We start from the raw sequence: 15,165 nt of genomic DNA on the forward strand, positions 1-15,165 counted from the left end.
AGCAGAGTTGCCGCGGACAAAAAAAATTTTCGACTTTTTAGTCATTAAGATGACGAACAGTCAAAAGCGGGGCGCCGCACGCGGCAAAGAAGATATTGATTGTGTAACGCCGGATGGTCAGCGTTGGCTGGTATGCAAATACAACGAGGTTTCGCGCAGCAATTGCTCGAACTCCAGCGGCGACAGCGGCTTGCTGATGCAGGAGCCTTGTACTTCGTCACACGAGGTATTGGAGAGAAACTTCAAGTGTTCTTCGCTTTCGACGCCTTCGGCGACGACAGAGAGATTAAGGGTGTGTGCCAGGTTGATAATGGCTTCGGCGAGTTTCCAGGTATTCACCGCCTCGGACTGCTGTTGTAGCAGGAAGGACCGGTCCAGTTTCAGGCTGTCGAGAGGGAAACGGCACAGATAGGCCAGCGAGGAATAGCCGGTCCCGAAATCATCGACCGACAGCTTCAGGCCGAGCGCCTTGAGTTCCTTGAGCAAGCCGGCGGCCAGTTCCGGGTCTTCCATCAAGCCGCTTTCGGTCAGCTCCAGTTCCATCTGGTGCACGGGCAGGCCGCTGACCTGCAGCGACTGCTTCACCAGTGTCAGCAGCTTGCGGCTACGCAATTGACGCGCCGACAGGTTAACGGACACTTTCAGCGGCTTGCGATAGCGGATGGACCATTGCTGCGCCTGCGCCGCCGCGTGCTGGATCACCCAGCCGCCGATTTCATCGATCAGCCCGGACTCCTCGGCCAGCGGAATGAACTGGGCGGGCGGGACGGCGCCGAGTTGCGGATGCGTCCAGCGCAACAGCGCTTCCATGCCGGTCATTTCCATGGTGCGCAAGTTCACGCGCGGCTGATAAAACACTTCGAATTCGTCGCGCTCCAGCGCATGACGCAGCGCACCTTGCATCAACAGCCGCGCACGGGATGCTTCGCCCATCTCTGGAGTGAAGAAACAATAGGCATTGCCGCCAGACGCCTTGGCACGGTACAGCGCGGTATCGGCGTTTCGCAGCAAGGCTTCGCTGGTGTCGCCGTCTTGCGGGTACATGCTGATGCCGACCGAGGCAGCAGCCTTGACTTCATGGCCGGCGATGATCACGGGGGTGTCGAGCGCCGTGCTCAGCTTTTCCGCAATGCTGATGGCAGAGGTATCGCCGTTGCGGCATTCGGCCAGCACCACGAATTCATCGCCGCCCAGGCGCGCCACCATGTCGTCCGGGCGCACGCATTGGCGCAGGCGGGCGGCGATTTCCTTCAGCAGGATATCGCCAGCACCATGCCCGAGCGAATCGTTAACTTCCTTGAAATTGTCGAGGTCGATAAAAAAGACGGCTTCGCACACGCCTTCGCGCGGATTGGTCAGGCGCTGCTTGAGCCGTTTTTCCAGCATCGCCCGGTTCGGCAATTCGGTCAGCGCATCGCAGGTGGCCAGGCGCTCCAGCGAGCGCGCGGTGCGCACTTCATGCGTGACATCGCGACTGACGCCGCGGTAGCCGCAGAACACGCCGTTTTCGCTGAACGGCTCTCCCGAAATGCGCAAAAAGCGCACGATGCCGGGATGGGCGGCCCATTCGGCCGGATAAATCAGGTCATGGAACGGGCGGCGCGCCTTTACCGCGTCCATGGCGGCGACGAAACCGGGCGCGCTCGGGTCCTGAACGTGGGCATCGAACGACGATCCCAGCAAGTGCTGCGCATTGATCCGGAGCCGGTTGTAGATGCCTTCGGAAAAAAACGTGAAGCGGATATCGGTGTCGGTTTCCCAGTACCAGTCCGACGACAGCGATGTCAGGCTGCGAAAACGCTCTTCGCGCCGCGCCAGTTCGCGCTCGGCTTCGAGTTGCGCGGTGATGTCGCGTGCAATCGACACGATGCCGAGCTTTTCGCCGCTCTGCCGGTCGCGCACGGCGCGGGTGCTGGCGCCGATCCATACCCAGTCGCCGTTCTTGTGGCGGAAGCGGACGTTGGAGAGCCGGCGCCGCGCGCCCGTCCGGGCCGCTTCGAGGTCGGCGGCGAGATCGTCCGGGTGGATATAGTCGTACAAGCGGGTGCCGACCAGTTCCGGCGGGTCGTAGCCCAGGGTGTCCTTGTGCGACGGCGACGCATACACATAAATGTTGTCGGTGTCGCTATGCGAGATCATGTCGTGCGCGTTCTCGGTCAGCAGGCGATGCACCGCTTCACTCTTGATCAGGCGCGCCCGGGCATCATGGTGTTCGCTCACATCGACCAGCGTTCCGATATAGCCCTTGTGGCGGCCGTCGGCAAAAAAACGCGGCGACGCCGCGCTCATCATCCAGCGCGTCGATCCGTCGCTGCGGACAATCCGGTAGTCGACCTGGTATTCCCGCAGCTCGGCCCTGGCAACCCGGATCGCCGCGACTGCGCTTTCAAGGTCGTCCGGATGAATGAATTGTAGCCAGTCAAGAATATTAATTTCCGGCAGCTTCGCGACGGTCGTCATGCTGGCCGGATTCAGGTAGATGATGCGCGCGTCCGCGTCGGCTTCCCAGACCACCACCTGGACGTGGTCGGCTACGTGGCGCAACAGCTGTTGCGCACTATCGACATTGTCTTTTTGGATGGTCACTGGATAAATATCGTCCGGTTGGATGGTCGGCCAAATCGCGTCTACTATGGCCGGAATTTGTACCACGTATGGTACACCAAGCAACTTTTCCACAGGTATTTTTAACAATTTGTAGCGGATTGGCATTGATTTCGCTGGCTGGAGATGTCCGGATGCGGCATCTGCTACGCTAGGATATGGAAATCTTGCTTGAAAACGTTTCCGATATTCAATATGAGACTGCTGCTGGTTGAAGATGATCCGATGATCGGGGAGAGCGTGCGCAAGGGCTTGCGCCAGGATGGCTTTACGGTCGACTGGGTGCAGGATGGCCGCGCCGGCGAGAGTGCGCTCGACGATAAGGTCCACGACCTGGTGCTGCTCGACCTTGGCTTGCCGGGCAAGGAGGGGCTGGACGTGCTGAAATCGATCCGGCGCAAGGGCAACCGCATTCCGGTCCTGATCCTGACGGCGCGCGACGCCGTGCCGGATCGGGTCGCCGGCCTGAATGCGGGGGCCGACGATTACCTGATCAAGCCGTTCGACCTGGAAGAGCTGAGCGCCAGGATAAGGGCGCTGTTGCGGCGGCAAGCCGGGCGCGCCGAGGAAGTCATCGTGCATGGCGAACTGACCCTGGTGCCGGCCACCCACGAGGCGAGTTTCGCGGGGCAGCCGCTGGCTCTGTCGGCGCGCGAGTTCGCGTTGCTGGAAGCGTTGCTGGAACGGCCGGGCGTGGTGTTGTCCATTGCCCAAATGGAAGAAAAAATTTATGGATGGGATGACGAAGTTGGCAGCAATACGATTGAAGTCTATATCCATTCGCTCAGGAAAAAGCTCGGCACCGGCTTCATCAAGAATGTGCGCGGCGTCGGCTACATGATCCCTGCATTGCCATGAAATCGATCCGTCATACGCTATTGATGTGGCTTTCGGCGGGCCTGTCGGCCGGCATCATCGGTGCGGGCGGCATGCTGTACGTGCAGGCGCGGCAGGAAGCGAACGAGATTTTCGACTACCAGATGAAGCAGCTGGCGGCATCGCTTCCCAACCAGCCGTTCGCTCCGCTGTCGCCGTCCCATCTGGCCCAGCCGGACCTGGAGCGCGACATCGTCATCCAGATCTGGGATGGCAGCGGACTGCGTATTTATCACTCGCATGAGCAGCTCGCGCTGCCGCAACGGGCCGAGCTGGGGTTTACCACGATCGGGACGCGCAACGGTCCCTGGCGCGTGTACAGCATGCAACGCGGCAATACTGTCGTGCAGGTCGCGCAGCCATTATCGGCGCGCCGCGAGGTGGCGGCCGACATGGCCCTGCGTACGGTGGCGCCGCTGGTGCTGCTGTTTCCATTCCTCGGCGCCCTGATCTGGATGACAGTGGGACGCGGCTTGCTTCCGGTTAAGCGCGTGGCACAGGAAGTGCAGTCGCGCGATGCCGGCACGCTCACGCCAATTGCCGATGACAGCCTGCCGCAGGAAATCAGACCGCTCACCCATGCCCTCAACGATCTGCTGGGCCGACTCGATCATGCGCTCGACGCGCAGCGCGCGTTTGTGGCCGATGCCGCGCACGAATTGCGAACGCCGCTGACGGCGCTCAAGCTGCAGATCCAGCTGGCGGAACGCGCCAGCGACGAAGCGGAGCGGCGCGCCGCTTTTGGCGAACTGCGGCAAGGTTTCGAGCGCGCCATGCACCTGGTGCAGCAATTGCTGACACTGGCGCGCCAGGAGCCTGCCGCATCTGGCACCGCACACGTGACGGTCGATCTGGCCGAACTGTCGCGCGCGGTCGTGTCCGATCTCGCACCGCTGGCGGCGGCCCGAGAAATCGACCTCGGTGCACTGGGCGATGCTGCCGCGTCGGTGAGCGGCGATCCGGAAGCATTGCGCATTCTTCTGAGTAACTTGGTGGAAAACGCGATCCGCTATACGCCTGAAGGCGGCAAGGTCGATGTTTCTGTACAGCATGAAAACGGCTCGCCTGTACTGCGCGTCCAGGATTCCGGCCCCGGCATTCCGCAACAGGAGCTTGCCCGCGTCTTCGACCGCTTTTACCGGGTGCCGGGCACGCGCACGCCAGGCAGCGGTTTGGGTCTGGCGATCGTGCGCCGGATCGCAGATGCGCATGGAATCAGGGTCGACTTGCGCAATACCGGTCATGGCTTGTGCGCTGAACTGATTTTTCCGCGAGTGGAAAAGAGCATCTGATCGCGGCGCAAGATTTTTAAGTGCAATTTAAGTTTGCCTCCTTACGATGGACTCCATGTTGGAAAGCCTTCCATGAAAGGAGTGCATCGTGAAACAGAGAACCATCAAGCGCAGCGTGATTGCTGCTTCCGTTGTTGCCTTGTCTGTCGCCGGTTACGCCCGTTTCGGCGAGGTCGGCTGGGGGCGGGCCGACGCGGCTATTCCTGCCGTGGGCGCGCAACCCGCGCAATCCGTCGTGACGTCGGTGCCCGGCGTCGCAACCGCCACCGATTTTTCCGGCATTGTCCAGCACTACGGCCCGGCGGTCGTCAACATCAGTGTCGTCGGCAAGGCCGAACGCACGCCGGCCATGAACGATATGCCCGAACTCGACCGGGACGATCCGTTTTCGCAATTTTTCCGGCGCTTCGCTCCCCAGGTGCCGCGCGGTCCGCGTGGCGGCTTGCTGGTACGCGGCCAGGGATCGGGCTTTATCGTCAGTGCCGACGGTCTGATCCTGACCAATGCCCACGTGGTCGACGGCGCGCAGGAAGTGACCGTAAAGCTGACCGATCGCCGCGAGTACAAGGCCAAGGTGCTGGGCGCAGATCACCAGAGCGACGTGGCGGTGATCCGCATCGATGCCCATAACTTGCCGACCGTTAAGATCGGCGATCCGGCCGCCGCCAAGGTCGGCGAACCGGTGCTGGCGATCGGTTCGCCCTATGGCTTCGAGAATTCGGCCACGGCAGGCATCATCAGCGCCAAGTCGCGTTCGCTTCCGGATGGCACCTACGTCCCGTTTATCCAGACCGATGTCGCTGTCAATCCGGGCAATTCCGGTGGACCGCTGTTCAACATGAAGGGCGAAGTAATCGGTATTAATTCGCAGATCTACAGCCAGACCGGCGGCTACCAGGGCTTGTCGTTCGCGATCCCGATCAATGTCGCGACGCAGGTGCAAGACCAGCTTGTTCGCCACGGCAAGGTATCGCGCGGCCGACTGGGCGTGACCATCCAGGAAGTGACGCAGGGGCTGGCTGATTCCTTCGGTTTGCAAAAACTGCAGGGCGCGCTGGTCAGCTCCGTGGAAAAAGGCAGCCCCGCCGACCGTGCCGGCCTCGAGCCGGGCGATGTGATCGTCGGCTTCAACGGGCGTGAGATCAACCGGTCGTCTGACTTGCCGGCGCAGGTCGCGATTACCGCTCCCGGCAGCACGGCCAAGCTGGACGTCATCCGCAAGGGAACGTCGAAAACGTTGTCCGTGACGATCGGGGCACTGAAGGATGAAGCGCTGGCGCAGCGTGGCGACGCGCAGCAGGAGCAAGGGCGCCTCGGACTGGCGGTGCGGCCGCTGCAGCAAGACGAACAGCGCGAGGCAGGCGTGCATGGCGGCTTGCTGGTGCAGGGCGTGAGCGGACCGGCAGCGAAATCGGGCATCCAGGCCGGCGATATCGTCCTGTCGCTCAACGGCACGCCGGTCAGCTCGATCGAGCAATTGCGTGCGCTCGTCGCCAAGGCCGGCAAGCACGCGGCTGTTCTAGTGCAAAGGGAAAACGCCAAGATCTTTGTCCCGATCGAACTTGGCTGACAGGCATGCCTGCTGCGCATCTTTCCTTGTAATGCATGCCCCGTCATCCTATAAATGGGTGATCGGGGCATGGCCCTTCCATTATCGGATTGCGGCATGGAACACACGGCTGGCGAACACGTGAAATACAAGGGCTATACGATCTTTCCGATGCCCGCCCTGAGCGCCGGCGCGCTCTGGCTCGGCGGTTATGAAATCACGAAAGATGGTACGCCGGTCAGCGTCCGCAAGAATATTTTCCCCGGTTTCTTCTATTCCGAAGCGGCGTGGAACGACAGCATCGGCCACGCCAAGATCGAGATCGACAATCTTGCAATGTAACAGGAGCGCAACGAGCTTCAAGCGTTGCGGGGAAGTTTCATTGCTCACTGTGTCAATGCATTCTTGACGGCGCGGATGCCGATAATGGCAATGCATTGCTTGCAACGATACTGGAGCCGCCAGTAGGGACATAGGCGGAAGAAATTGCAATTGGTTTCCGACAGGTCTAAAGTTCGGTAGAGCAACATGCGGTGATCATCGGGACTTTCTCTCACGGTTCTCCTCAGTAATGACTCTCTGCATCGGGATGTGAACGCACCGCATGCACCGAAGGCCATGAATCGACTCATCGCGCATCGCCTTTCGCCGGATATGAATAAAGAAATGCCACAAGACGACTGGGCCCCCCGGTCGGAAGCCGTGCTTGACGACCAGATCGCAAGTTACGATGAAATGCGCCGGCGCTGCCCGGTTGCGCACAGCGAGTATCTGCACTGGTCCCTGTTCCGCCATGAAGACGTCGTGCGCGCGCTGCACGATCACCACACCTTCAGTAATGCTGCCTCCAGCCATCCGTCGGTACCCAACGGAATGGACCCGCCGCAGCACACCCTGTACCGGCAGCTGATCGAACCTTATTTCAGTGCAGAGCGGATGGCCGCGTTTGAGCCTGTGTGCCGCGACATTGCCGTCAAGTTGGTGGATGGCTTGCCGGCGGCGGGCGAAGTCGAATTGATGGCGGCATTTGCCGAAGAATTTGCGCTGCAGGCCCAGTCGGCATTTCTCGGCTGGCCGGCGGAATTGAATGAGCCGCTGCGGCGCTGGACCCGCAAGAACCATGCGGCGACCCTGGCGCGAGACCGGAATGCGATGGAAGAGGTGGCCTTCGAGTTTGACGGCTATATCCGCGCCTTGCTGGCACAGCGCCGAGCCGCCGGCGACGGCACGCCCAGCGATATTACCGCTTGCCTGCTGCGCGAGCGGGTGGCGGACCGCCTGCTTAACGACGAAGAAATCATCAGCATCCTGCGCAACTGGACAGTCGGGGAATTGAGCACGATGTCCGCCAGCGTCGGCATTCTGATGCACTACCTGGCGGCACGGCCCGCGCTCCAGCAACAGTTGCGGGAGCAGCCTTCGCTGTTGCCTGTGGCAATTGACGAAATCCTGCGCATCCACGCCCCGCTAATCGCCAATCGGCGCATCACCACGCGCGAGGTGGAAATCGGCGGCCGCCGGCTGGCCGCGGGTGAACGCGTCACGCTGATATGGGCCTCGGCCAACAGGGACGAGGCCGTCTTTGGCGACCCCGATGACTTCCGGCTAGACCGTGATCCGTCGAAAAACCTCTTGTATGGCGCGGGCATCCATGTCTGCCCCGGCGCGCCGCTGGCGCGGATGGAACTGCGCGTGATTCTCGAAGAACTGCTGCAGCGCGGTTGCCGCCTGCAACTGGTGCCGGGCAAGGAGCCGGTCAATGCCGTCTATCCGGCAAGCGGATTCGCGGCATTGCCGCTGCGCATAGAGCGCGAATAGCAGGCGTTGCTCGCCCGGCCCGGCTGCGTCACGCCGGGCGCCGCCGCCTTCGCGCTCGTACGGCAGGTCGCGGACGGCCTGCCTTACTTCTTCACTTCACGAAAGTCGGCATCCACGACGTCGTCCTGGGCGGCTTGGTGCGCTTCGCCGCTTGGCTGAGCCCCCGGCGCGCCTGACTGCTGCGTCTGCCGGGCCGCGCCCTGCGTCTGTTCGCTCATCTTTTGCGCGGCGCTGGTCAGCGCGGCGATGCGGGATTCGATGGCGGCCTTGTCGCTGCCTTTCATCGCTTCTTCCAGTTCCCTGACGGCGCCTTCAATGCGATCCCTGTCCGCCGCTGCCAGCCTCTCGCCGGAGTCCTGCAGAGATTTGCGTGTGGCATGCACCAGCGCATCGCCCTGATTGCGAGCCTCGATCACTTCCTTCTGCCGCCTGTCGTCGGCGGCATGTGCCTCGGCGTCGTGCAGCATGTTCTTGATTTCCGCTTCGGACAGGCCCGAATTGGCCTTGATCGTGATCCGGTTTTCCTTGCCGGTTACCTTGTCCTTCGCGCTGACGTGCATGATGCCGTTGGCGTCGATGTCGAAGGTCACCTCGATCTGGGGCGTGCCGCGCGGCGCCGGCGGGATGCCTTCGAGGTTGAATTCACCGAGGAGCTTGTTGGCGGAGGCGATCTCGCGCTCGCCCTGGAATACCCTGACCGTGACTGCGGGCTGGTTGTCGTCGGCAGTGGAGTACACCTGGCTGGCCTTGGTCGGGATGGTGGTGTTCTTCTCGATCATCTTGGTCATGACGCCGCCTAGCGTTTCAATACCGAGCGACAGCGGCGTGACATCCAGCAGCAGCACGTCCTTGCGCTCGCCGGTGAGTACCGATCCTTGGATCGCCGCGCCGACGGCCACCGCTTCATCCGGATTGACGTCCTTGCGCGGGTCGCGGCCGAAGAACGCTTTCACCTTTTCCTGCACCTTCGGCATGCGGGTCTGACCGCCGACCAGGATCACGTCATCGATGTCGGCAGAGTTGATGCCGGCATCCTTGAGCGCAATGCGGCATGGCTCGATGGTGCGCTCGATCAGGTCTTCGACGAGCGATTCCAGCTTGGCGCGGGTGACCTTCATGTTCAAGTGCAGCGGCGCGCCGCCGGCCATCGCAATGTACGGCTCATTGATTTCGGTTTGCTGGGTCGACGACAGCTCGATCTTGGCACGCTCCGCCGCGCTCTTGATGCGCTGCAGCGCGATTGCATCCTTGCCCAGGTCGAGGCCGTTGAGTTTCTTGAATTCGTCGATCACGTAGTTGATCAGGCGCTGGTCGAAGTCTTCGCCGCCAAGGAAGGTGTCGCCGTTGGTGGAGAGCACCTCGAACTGCTTTTCGCCGCTGACGTCGGCGATCTCGATGACCGAAATGTCGAAGGTGCCGCCGCCCAAGTCATACACGGCGATCTTGCGGTCGCCCTTCATGGACTTGTCTAGGCCGAAGGCCAGGGCCGCTGCCGTCGGCTCGTTGATGATGCGCTGCACGTTCAGGCCGGCGATGCGTCCCGCATCCTTGGTTGCCTGCCGCTGCGCATCGTTGAAATAGGCTGGTACCGTAATAACTGCATCCGTGACGGTTTCGCCGAGATAATCCTCGGCCGTCTTTTTCATCTTGCGCAGCACTTCGGCGGAGATTTGCGGTGGCGCCAGCTTCATTCCGCGCACCTCGATCCATGCATCACCGTTATCGGCCTTGATGATGCGATAGGGCATGAGGTGGATATCCTTTTGCACCTCCGGCTCGTCGAATTTGCGGCCGATCAGGCGCTTGACCGCATATATCGTGTTCTGCGAGTTGGTGACCGCCTGGCGCTTGGCTGGTGCTCCCACCAGGATTTCGCCGTGTTCCATGTAGGCGATGACGGACGGGGTAGTGCGTGCGCCTTCCTCGTTCTCGATGACTTTCGGCTGTGTGCCTTCCATGACGGCGACGCAGGAATTGGTGGTGCCTAGGTCGATACCGATGAGTTTGCTCATGATTTCGCTCCTTTAACAAAATAGGGGCGTACTGCCCGCTCCCTGTTTAGATGAGGCGCAACGTGGTTGCGTTCAAGGGAGCGGGCAGTTTGGGGGCGCCGATTTCATGGCGAAGGTACGGTGTGCGGAAGGGACGGTCAGATCTTGAGGCGCGTCACCTTCGTGCCCTCCAGCGTCAGGTTCGCCATCAGGCCGGTATTGGTCATGACGAATGCGACCACGGGTCCCACTGCCGAGGTGGTATCGATGTCGCCGTTGGCGCCGACCTTGATGACGGCCACGGAGGCATCGACGCCGACCGACCAGCCTTGGGAATTGCGGAACTTGTTGAGCGCGTCCGGCGTCATGAACAGGAAAATGATCGCTTTCGACTGTGCGCCGATCTGCAGTCCAATCGACACCGAGGCCATGCTGTAGTAGCCGAGGACATCGCCTTTCGTGCGCAGGACGCCTTCGCCGTACTCGCCGCCGACGCCGAGGCCGGCTGCGATGACCGATGGAAATATCAGCATGCCATTGGACTTGGCGACGATTTCGCGCGATCCCTTGACCGTGGTGTACAGGCGTTCCAGCGTGGAATTTGCCGCCGTATCGATTCCATGGCGCCGTTTTGCAGCGTCGGCATCCGTATTGGTAGTGGTGGTTGTGGTTGCGGTTGTCGTGCAGGCCGTCACCGCCAGCCCGGTTGCCGCCAAGGATGCCGCCTTGAGCATGAAGTCGCGTCTATGCATACTGATCTCCGCCGAATCGAACAAGAATCCAGATGCCGGATCGTTGGCCCGGCACATCCTCTGGCCATCTCCTGATCGCCATCGTTATTCAGTATGTGCGGAATCGGACGCTTATCAGTAGTACTTGTGACTGGATTGATTTAGGTCAGTGGTATTTTTTCCGCTGGGCTGCAGGCCGGAGTCTGGGCACGGCATCGGCTTTTCTCTTGCGGTCCTCAGGGAGAGCGATGATGCAGCGTTATTGCTTGGCGGCGAATGTCGGCCAGATTCTTTATTGCCTGTATGGATGCCGATAAGGGCCATGCATTGGATAGACGTACCGGCGTTTATCTCGTTGCCGATAAGCGGCCTGGATATCTTCATGCTGATGTCAGTGATGGCCGCAATGGACTGGTCGGAACCATCGCTGCCGCGCCTGTCTCCAATTGACTGGGAATGCCTATTCGGCCAGCGGGCGCATTGCGCATTCATTCCGTTCGCCGACGTCGGTCTCGCATTTGGCATAGCAAGGGAAAATCATGTTGCCACCCTCTCAAGATATACCGTTGAAAGACGATTCCGCAAATTCCTTCGCCGCCGGCCAGCATTACCTGGCCAATGCGCAAAACGGAGTGGGATTCCGTTGCGACAAAACGGCGCTGCTTGTGATCGATCCGGTCAACGACGTCCTTTCGGAAGGCGGCGCCGGCTGGGACATGACCAAGAATACCGTGCGCCTGCATGATGTGGTGGGCAACCTGCGGCGAGCGATCGACGGCGCGCGCAAACGCGGATTGCCGTTGCTGTTCGCGCCGATGGCCTATACCGAAGAAGATTATGCGGAGGGAAAACTGCAGTGCCGCAGCAGCACTAACCGCATCATGTTCGAGAAACGCATGTTCATGGCCGGCAGCTGGGGGGCCGATTTTCACCCCGACCTGCGTCCGCGCGACGATGAAGTAGTCCTGCTGCCGCACAAGGGAACCGATGTGTTTGAAACCGATCTGCCGCAGCACCTGGCCAGGCTCGGCACGACTCACCTGGTCATCGCCGGCATGACGGCCAACCTGTGCTGCGAATCGACCGGCCGGCGCGCAGTCGAACGCGGCTATGACGTTACCTACCTGTCGGATGCGATCGGTGCGGAAAGCATGCTGGGCTACGAAGCGTCGGTGCACGTCAACTATCCCTTGCTGGCCAACGCCGTGATGACGGTTGCCGAATTCCTGGAAGCGCTGGATACGCCGCCGCTTGCTCTGCTGGAGACGGTGCCGGGCAGCGTAGTGCGCGGTTCTGATCATGGTGACATCGGCACGGTGCTGGAGGTGGTGCCGCCGACGGACGCGACCGACGGCTACCTCCTGGTGTCGCGCGGGATGTTAAGCCGGGATATTTATGTTCCGTTCGATGCCGTGGTCAACTGCGCCGGCAGCGAAGTATTCGTCAATGTACCGAAGATGGCGGTGGACGACATGCCGTGGACCTATGCCGCGTCGCGCCAGCAGCGCATGGAAAAATTCGGCCCGCAGGCCGGCAGCGTCGAAAAACCGTACGGCGCGCGTGCGCCGCGTCGCTAATCAGGCGTCGACTTCCACGCCGGACGCTCCGGCCGTCATTTCGCCGATCACGGCGGCATGCGCAAATCCCTCGCGCGCGAACAGCGCGAGCACCTCCTGCACCGACTCCGGAGCGCAGGACACGAGCAGGCCGCCCGAGGTCTGCGGGTCGGTCAACAACATCTGCTGCACCGGCGTGATGGCGTCCGCCAGCTTCACGTCATTTCCGTAGCCGCTCCAGTTGCGTCCTGATGCGCCGGTGACAATTCCTTGCTCTGCCAGGTTCTGCACCTGCGGCAGCAGCGGAACCTGGCTCATGTTCAGGCGCGCGCGCAAGCCGGCGCCACGCGCCAGCTCGAGCGCATGTCCGAGCAGGCCGAAGCCGGTGACGTCGGTCAGGGCGTGCACCCCAGGCAGGTCGGACAGGGACCTGCCCGGCTTGTTGAGCTTGGTGGTGTTGTCGATCATCGCTGCATAGCCGGCGGCATCGAGCGCATTCTTTTTCAGCGCGGCGGACAGGATGCCCACGCCGAGCGGCTTGCCAAGGATGAGCTTGTCGCCCGCCCTGGCATCGGCATTGCGCTTGACCTTGGATGGGTGCACCAGCCCCATGACGACCAATCCGTAGATCGGTTCGACTGAATCGATGGTGTGGCCACCCGCCACCGGAATGCCGGCTTGCGCGCAGACCGATTCGCCGCCTTGCAGGATCTTGCCGATGACGTCGAGCGGCAGCTTGTTGATCGGCATGCCGACCAGCGCCAGCGCCATGATCGGCGTGCCGCCCATGGCGTACACATCGGAAATCGCGTTGGTAGCCGCGATCCGCCCGAAATCGTAGGGATCGTCCACGATCGGCATGAAAAAGTCGGTGGTCGCGATCAATGCCTGTTCGTCGTTGAGCTTGTACACTGCGGCATCGTCGGCCGTCTCGATGCCCACCATGAGTTCCTTCGGCACCGGAAATCCGCTCGATTTCTTCAGGATTTCGGCCAGCACGCCCGGCGCGATCTTGCAGCCGCAGCCGCCGCCATGGGAAAAGGAAGTGAGTTTGATGTCGTGCTCGATTGCGGTGTTCATTGCGTGTCGGTCCTTGTGCGTGCGTCCTGCATAGGCGGACGAGGGATCAGATTATCCAATAATTGCAGCAGCGCCGCTTGCTCGCGTTCCGGCGCGAACAGTTCAGCGCACGCGTCGCATTGCGCGCGCAGCTGCGCGTAAAAGGCCGGCTCGGCCACAGCGCGGTCGATCAGTCGTGCCAGCGCTGCGCTGTCGCCAAGGGGGAAATAGCCGGCGTAGTCGTCGCCCAGCATGCCGCGGTTGCCGGAAATGTCACTCGCAAGCACCGGAACACCGCTGCGTATCGCCTCGATGATGACGTTGGCACCGCCTTCCATCCTGGAGGCGAGCACCGCCAGATAGCTGCGCCTGAGGTATTGGCGGGTTCTGGCGTGCGGCATGGCACCGAGCCAGCGGTAGCGTGCGACTGTACTTTGCGTGGACTGCGCCTGCGCGCCCAGATCCGATTCGAGCGCCGCGCCGATGTGCGTCATCCGTACTTGCGGGGCTGTGACCAGCGCGGCGGCTCGCATGAAGACGAGCGGGTCCTTTTCTGCGCGCAAATGGCCGACCATCGTGACATCGAGGTGGCGTGCGCGCATGGCGCGAACGAAGGGACGGAGGGCAGGTGCCGACTGGTGAATCACGCATGCCTTGGCCCGTGCCGCCTCATCCAGTTCCCGCAGCCCGTCCGCCTGCAGTACGACCAGCCGCGAGGCCAGCGCCAGCGACGCCTGCGCGCTTGCATCAGTGTGGATGTCGCGATACAGGTCGGTGCCGGTCAGCACGACGATACGCGGGCAGGCCGGCAGGGTACGCGCGACCGCGGCTATCGACGCGGCCGAGCGGCGCGCGTGCAACGCAATAATGGCGTCGCAGGCGCGGCCATCCCATTCGGACAGCAGCGCCACCCGGTAATGCGCACGCAGGAAACGTGCCCAGCGGCTGGCGGTTTGCCAGTTGCCATTGTTGGCATTTGCGGTTGCCGGGCTGATAATAGCCACCTGCGGTTTAGTCAATTCCATGCCCCGTATCGCACGATGCGCGCGATTATACGCCCGCTTCGCGCCGTGCACGGGCAGGATTCTGAGCCAACGTTCTGTTGACGGAGCACTGATAGATGGCGAACAAAGGCAAGAAAGCCGGACATGCAAACGGACCGGAAGCCGAGCTTCCGCATCTCGATACACTCAAGAAGCTGCGCATCGTGATCCGCGCGGCGCAACGGCATTCGGCCTGGATCGAAAAGCAATGCGGCGTCGCCGGCGCCCAGTTGTGGCTCATGCAGGAGCTGGAGGAAATGCCCGGGCTGCGCGTAGGGGAAATCGCGGACCGCATGGCGATACACCAGACCACCGTCAGCAATCTCCTGGACGCACTCGAAAAGCGCGGTCTGGTGGTTAAAACGCGCGACCCCGAGGACCAGCGCGCCGTCAAGCTGGCGTTGTCGGACGAAGGGCGCAAGCTGCTGGAGTCGGCCCCCAAGCCGGCGCGCGGGCTGTTGCCGGAAGCGCTGCGCCAGATGGAGCCGGAGCAGCTTGCGCTGCTCGATCGCGGCTTGCAGGAGCTGTTGAACAGCATTGGCATGCTGGACGACAGTTACGGCTTGCAGCCGATGCCTTTCACTATGTGACGCGGCACCTGCCTTTGATCGGTGCGACACGCCTCTCGCGCCGACCTGCTCCTTGA

Annotated in this window: 12 protein-coding genes; 7 read left to right on the forward strand and 5 right to left on the reverse strand. The window is 61.8% G+C overall.

Translation table 11 applies throughout. The features are described 5' to 3' along the window. Positions 1–117 precede the first annotated feature (117 nt). On the reverse strand, positions 118–2,586 hold the full coding sequence (locus tag TSA66_RS02160) for a sensor domain-containing protein (protein ID WP_198358680.1): 2,469 nt from the start codon (positions 2,584–2,586) through the stop codon (positions 118–120). Between the two features lie 213 nt (positions 2,587–2,799). On the opposite strand from TSA66_RS02160, the gene TSA66_RS02165 reads away from it, so the two are divergent. The 5 genes from TSA66_RS02165 (at position 2,800) to TSA66_RS02185 (ending at position 8,139) form a co-directional block, all read left to right on the forward strand. After that, positions 2,800–3,462, forward strand: coding sequence for a response regulator transcription factor (locus tag TSA66_RS02165; RefSeq protein WP_040038820.1), 663 nt, complete (start codon positions 2,800–2,802; stop codon positions 3,460–3,462). Then, positions 3,459–4,772 carry an ATP-binding protein gene (locus TSA66_RS02170; protein WP_040038821.1) on the forward strand — a complete coding sequence of 438 codons (1,314 nt, stop codon included), beginning with the start codon at positions 3,459–3,461 and terminating at the stop codon, positions 4,770–4,772. The genes TSA66_RS02165 and TSA66_RS02170 overlap by 4 nt, the downstream gene beginning before the upstream one ends. Before the next feature lie 88 nt (positions 4,773–4,860). Further along, positions 4,861–6,342: a DegQ family serine endoprotease gene (locus TSA66_RS02175; protein WP_040038822.1), complete on the forward strand. Its 1,482-nt coding sequence runs from the start codon at positions 4,861–4,863 to the stop codon at positions 6,340–6,342. 96 nt (positions 6,343–6,438) lie between these two features. Continuing rightward, positions 6,439–6,663: a hypothetical protein gene (locus TSA66_RS02180; protein ID WP_040038823.1), complete on the forward strand. Its 225-nt coding sequence runs from the start codon at positions 6,439–6,441 to the stop codon at positions 6,661–6,663. Between the two features lie 324 nt (positions 6,664–6,987). After that, on the forward strand, positions 6,988–8,139 hold the full coding sequence (locus tag TSA66_RS02185; RefSeq protein ID WP_198358682.1) for a cytochrome P450: 1,152 nt from the start codon (positions 6,988–6,990) through the stop codon (positions 8,137–8,139). 83 nt (positions 8,140–8,222) lie between these two features. On the opposite strand, the gene dnaK is transcribed toward TSA66_RS02185, so the two are convergent. Together dnaK and TSA66_RS02195 are read right to left on the reverse strand one after the other, a co-directional pair. Continuing rightward, positions 8,223–10,151 carry a molecular chaperone DnaK gene (gene dnaK, locus TSA66_RS02190; RefSeq protein ID WP_040038824.1) on the reverse strand — a complete coding sequence of 643 codons (1,929 nt, stop codon included), beginning with the start codon at positions 10,149–10,151 and terminating at the stop codon, positions 8,223–8,225. Positions 10,152–10,288: 137 nt separating this feature from the next. Beyond that, on the reverse strand, positions 10,289–10,882 hold the full coding sequence (locus TSA66_RS02195; protein WP_040042074.1) for a BPSL1445 family SYLF domain-containing lipoprotein: 594 nt from the start codon (positions 10,880–10,882) through the stop codon (positions 10,289–10,291). A 518-nt stretch (positions 10,883–11,400) separates the two neighbouring features. On the opposite strand from TSA66_RS02195, the gene TSA66_RS25290 reads away from it, so the two are divergent. Then, positions 11,401–12,438 carry a cysteine hydrolase family protein gene (locus TSA66_RS25290; RefSeq protein ID WP_084199206.1) on the forward strand — a complete coding sequence of 346 codons (1,038 nt, stop codon included), beginning with the start codon at positions 11,401–11,403 and terminating at the stop codon, positions 12,436–12,438. On the opposite strand, the gene selD is transcribed toward TSA66_RS25290, so the two are convergent. Further along, the gene (gene selD / locus TSA66_RS02205; RefSeq protein WP_040038825.1) at positions 12,439–13,497 is read right to left on the reverse strand and encodes a selenide, water dikinase SelD; all 1,059 of its coding nucleotides are present in this window, start codon (positions 13,495–13,497) and stop codon (positions 12,439–12,441) included. It abuts the gene before it with no gap. Further along, positions 13,494–14,501, reverse strand: coding sequence for a selenoneine biosynthesis selenosugar synthase SenB (gene senB, locus TSA66_RS02210; protein WP_052452026.1), 1,008 nt, complete (start codon positions 14,499–14,501; stop codon positions 13,494–13,496). Before senB ends, selD begins: the two co-directional genes overlap by 4 nt. Positions 14,502–14,596: 95 nt before the next feature. Between senB and TSA66_RS02215 the strand changes: the two genes are divergently transcribed. Continuing rightward, positions 14,597–15,109 (forward strand): MarR family winged helix-turn-helix transcriptional regulator, encoded by a 513-nt coding sequence (locus TSA66_RS02215; RefSeq protein ID WP_040038826.1) that lies wholly within the window; start codon positions 14,597–14,599, stop codon positions 15,107–15,109. The last annotated feature ends 56 nt before the right edge of the window (positions 15,110–15,165 follow it).

This window comes from Noviherbaspirillum autotrophicum, from assembly GCF_000818395.1.
Lineage (GTDB): Bacteria > Pseudomonadota > Gammaproteobacteria > Burkholderiales > Burkholderiaceae_D > Noviherbaspirillum > Noviherbaspirillum autotrophicum.

Bases quoted from the DNA above. Each gene is read 5' to 3' on its own strand.
- TSA66_RS02165 (WP_040038820.1), top strand. From the start codon at position 2,800: ATGAGACTGCTGCTGGTTGAAGATGATCCGATGATCGGGGAGAGCGTG.
- TSA66_RS25290 (WP_084199206.1), top strand. From the start codon at position 11,401: ATGTTGCCACCCTCTCAAGATATACCGTTGAAAGACGATTCCGCAAAT.
- TSA66_RS02185 (WP_198358682.1), top strand. From the start codon at position 6,988: ATGCCACAAGACGACTGGGCCCCCCGGTCGGAAGCCGTGCTTGACGAC.
- TSA66_RS02195 (WP_040042074.1), bottom strand. From the start codon at position 10,882: ATGCATAGACGCGACTTCATGCTCAAGGCGGCATCCTTGGCGGCAACC.
- TSA66_RS02180 (WP_040038823.1), top strand. From the start codon at position 6,439: ATGGAACACACGGCTGGCGAACACGTGAAATACAAGGGCTATACGATC.
- TSA66_RS02215 (WP_040038826.1), top strand. From the start codon at position 14,597: ATGGCGAACAAAGGCAAGAAAGCCGGACATGCAAACGGACCGGAAGCC.
- selD (WP_040038825.1), bottom strand. From the start codon at position 13,497: ATGAACACCGCAATCGAGCACGACATCAAACTCACTTCCTTTTCCCAT.
- TSA66_RS02170 (WP_040038821.1), top strand. From the start codon at position 3,459: ATGAAATCGATCCGTCATACGCTATTGATGTGGCTTTCGGCGGGCCTG.
- senB (WP_052452026.1), bottom strand. From the start codon at position 14,501: ATGGAATTGACTAAACCGCAGGTGGCTATTATCAGCCCGGCAACCGCA.
- dnaK (WP_040038824.1), bottom strand. From the start codon at position 10,151: ATGAGCAAACTCATCGGTATCGACCTAGGCACCACCAATTCCTGCGTC.